This is a genomic window from Candidatus Poribacteria bacterium, from assembly GCA_016866785.1.
Taxonomy (GTDB): domain Bacteria; phylum Poribacteria; class WGA-4E.
On the sequence record VGLH01000215.1, the window covers coordinates 1 to 3,580 of the forward strand.

Here is a 3,580-nt window from a genome sequence, read left to right on the forward strand (position 1 = left end):
CACGGAGCGCAGCATCTCATCCAGATCGCCGAAGTGCGCTGGCACGCCTTTCGCCTCGGCGAAACGTTGGGCGCTCTCGGCGGAGACGTCCGCGACGGCGCAGAGCTCGACATCGTCCAGTGCGTCGCACGCTCCGGCGTGCGCGTGCGCGATGCCGCCCGTTCCCACGATGCCGACGCGGAAGCTCATCGCGGCGCTCCCCAGCGTTCCACGACGACCTTCGTCTGCGTGTAGAACTCGACTGCGTGCGCGCCCTGTCCGTGCAAGTCGCCCATGAAGCTGTCGTTCCACCCGCTGAAGGGGAAGAACGCCATCGGAGCCGCCACGCCGACGTTGACGCCGATGTTCCCGGCGCTGGCTTCGACGCGGAACCTGCGCGCTGCCGCGCCGTCCGACGTGTAGATGGACGCCTGGTTGCCGTATCGCCTGCCGTTGACGATGCGGATGGCGTCGTCCAGACCGCCCGCTCGCATCAGGGCGAGCACGGGCCCGAAGACTTCCGTCCGCGCCAGATCGCCATCGGTCGCCACGTCTGACAGGATGGTCGGAGCCGTGAAGAAGCCGCCTTCGTGGTCCGGAACTCGGCATCCGCGACCGTCGACAAGCGGCTTCGCCCCGTCGGCAAGCGCTCGCTCCACAGACGCCTCGATGCGGCGGCGGCTCTCGTCGGTGATGACGGGACCCATCTCCGTGTCGGGGTCGAGACCGTTCCCGACGCGTCGCGTCGACGCAACCTCGGCGAGCGCATCCACCATCGCGTTGTTCTCGTCGACGACGACCGCGACGGAGACCGCCAAGCATCGCTGACCGGCGCATCCGAACGCCGAGTCCGCCAGGTTCCGTACGGTTAGGGACGGGTCGGCGTCGGGCATGATGACGGCGGGGTTCTTGGCTCCGCCCTGGCACTGAGCTCGCTTCCCCAGCGAAGTGGCGCGGCTGTACACCGCCTTCGCAACCGCCGTCGTGCCGACGAAGCTGACAGCTCGCACGGCGGGATGATCCACGATGGCTTCTGCCGTCCGACGGTCGCCGTTGACGAGCTGGACGGCGCCGGGCGGGAACCCCGCATCGACGATGAGCGCCATGAGCCGCTGGCTGGCCATTGGCGTCCGCTCGCTTGGTTTGAGGAGGAAGCAGTTGCCCGTCGCGACAGCGTACGGCAGGAACCAGAGCGGGATCATCGCCGGGAAGTTGAACGGCGTGATCGCGGCGACAACGCCCAACGGTTGGCGGATCATGAACTCGTCGATGCCGCGCGCGATGTCCTCGCTGACAGTCCCCTGCATCAGCGACGGCATGCCGCACGCGTTCGCGACGTTCTCGATGCCGCGCCGCACCTCACCGAGGCTCTCGGAGAGCGTCTTCCCGCATTCGACGGTCACGCTACGGGCAAGGTCGTCCGCCGCGCTTTCCAGCAGACCTTTTAGACGGAACAGGGGCTCGACCCGCTCAACGCACGGGACGCGGCTCCACTCGCGGAACGCCACCTCTCCCGCGCGCGCGGCAACACCCACGTCCGTTGGGCTCGAACACGGGACGAGCGCGATCGTCTCTCCGGTGGCAGGGCTCCGCACGGGCAGGAAATCGGTCCCCGTGGCGTCCGTCCACTTGCCGGCGACGTAGTTCCTCAGCACGTCAGACATGCGTCCCCTCACGTGACCCGCGCTCGGCCCTGCGACTCGAAGTAGTGGACGAGAGCCGAGCCCCGAGGCTCGTCGATGGCGATGTCCAGCCGCGCCAACTCGGCGCCCGTCGCCGTCGTGACCTCGTCGTCGATCTCCACTTCGTAGGTCGCAGCGGGATCCAGACCGCGCAGGGAAAGCCGGATCGACGACGTGCCGCTGTCCTGGCGGCGGAACGCGAAGACCATCCCCTCGTCGAGGTCGTCGCGGTGGAACTGGTACGCCATCCAGACGTCGTCTGCCGTCGAGTGCTCCGTCAGCGGGTAGAAGTCGCCCAGGTAGAGGTGGCGCAGGCGCATGTACTCGTCGAGACAGCGCTTGCCCAGGTCGATGGGGAACCCCCGATCCCAGAGGTACCAGCCCAGCACGATGCCGGAGTTCATGCCGCTGCGGAACGCGTAGAGGTCTGGGCTGCCGCTTCCGGTCGCCGACAGCGGGACGTAGTGATTCAAGCCGTAGGTGTGGCACTGATAGCCGTTCGGCTCGAAGTACTGGTAATCGGTGCGCCACAACGGAACGCTGCGCCAGGTGGTCTCAAGGTCGATGCGTCGCCCGCCGCTGGCGCAGTTGTCGATGCGCAGACCCGGATGGCGCGACAGCAGCGCGTCCCAGAAGGCGTAGAGTCCCTCGACGTGCCGAATCTCGTGGATTCCCTCGCGCTCGGGCTCGTCGTGCGCCCGCCAGTAGGGCAGCGGGTCCATGTTGAAGTCCTGGCGGAAGAACCCGATGCCGTCGCGCTCGATGGCGGTCGAGACGTGCTCGGTGAGCCAATGCAGCGCGTCGGGATTGCCCAAATCGAGCAGCCCGTTCGCGTGGTCCGGCAGGTCGAGGACCCATTCGGGGTGTTCGCGGTCGATCCATGTGCCCCGATGAACGCGTTCCGGCTCGAACCACAGCAGGAACCCCTCGTAGCCCATCGCGCGCACGCCGTCCGAGATGGGCATCAGCCCGTTCGGGAAGCCGTCCGTCCGGGCGAACCAGTTGCCGACGCCGTTGGGCCACTTGCCTTCGTACCACCCGGCGTCGATCCACCAATACTCCGGCTCGTAGCCGAACTGCCGGTACCGCTCGGCGGAGGCGAGTTGATTGAGCTCCGTCGCGGCGTTGAACTCCGAGTCGATGCCGGGGGAACCGGTCGCGGCGAGGGGTCCCAGCGTGGGCGAGCCGTCCTGTTGCGGGCAGCGATGCGCCAGGACGAGCCGCCGGAACAGGTTGTTGCCCCGGAGCTCGTCGTCGCCCTCCCAGAACAGCAGTAGGACTCGGGGCGTGCGGATCGACTCGCCGGGACGCAGCTTCAGCCGTGTCCGCTCCATACCGGCTGTGACGCGCACGCCGTGTCCGTGCGTCCAGGACGCTGCCCACTGGCCCGACCAGCCGATCGCCATGACGACACCAGCGCCGTCCCCTTTCAGGTTGAAGAAGGGCAGCGAGGCCGTGTTCGACGACCGTCCGCCGATCGGCGCCAACCGGATCGACGCTCCGGGAGCTAGTTCCTCGTGAACCGGCGCGAAGTCCGAGCGGGCAGCGTTGCTCCCCAACGCGCGATGCAGGACAGCGGTCTTCCCAGCCGGTTCGAGCAGCGTCGCATCGATCGTCTGGATGGCTTCGAGCAGCGGCGTGTCGCGATCGCTCGTGTTCTCCAGCGTGACGACCCATTCCGCGGCTGGGAAGTCACCGAACACCTCCCAGTCGCAGCGGACGACGATGCCGGTCTCTGGATCGGTGCGATTATGCCGACGGATCGTCCGCCCGTCGGATTCCGTGGTCTCCTCCGAAGCGCTCCACGACGCCAGGAACTCCGTCGACGAACGCCGATTCAACGTGAACGAGTAGACGGGCTGAACCGTTGCCCCGAAGTGCCGTGACACCCATGCATCCCGGGCTTGCCGCTCGTTGGG

Annotated in this window: 3 protein-coding genes; all 3 read right to left on the minus strand. The window is 67.6% G+C overall.

Annotation, left to right across the window (positions count from 1 at the left end; all coding sequences use genetic code 11):
• Positions 1–189, minus strand: a 189-nt coding sequence (locus tag FJZ36_18355) for a gfo/Idh/MocA family oxidoreductase (GenBank protein ID MBM3216862.1), incomplete at its 3' end; no start/stop codon positions are given.
• Positions 186–1,643: a CoA-acylating methylmalonate-semialdehyde dehydrogenase gene (locus FJZ36_18360; GenBank protein MBM3216863.1), complete on the minus strand. Its 1,458-nt coding sequence runs from the start codon at positions 1,641–1,643 to the stop codon at positions 186–188. The genes FJZ36_18355 and FJZ36_18360, both read right to left, overlap by 4 nt.
• 8 nt (positions 1,644–1,651) lie before the next feature.
• Positions 1,652–3,550, minus strand: a complete 1,899-nt coding sequence (locus FJZ36_18365; protein MBM3216864.1) for an alpha-galactosidase — start codon at positions 3,548–3,550, stop codon at positions 1,652–1,654.
• Positions 3,551–3,580 lie beyond the last annotated feature (30 nt).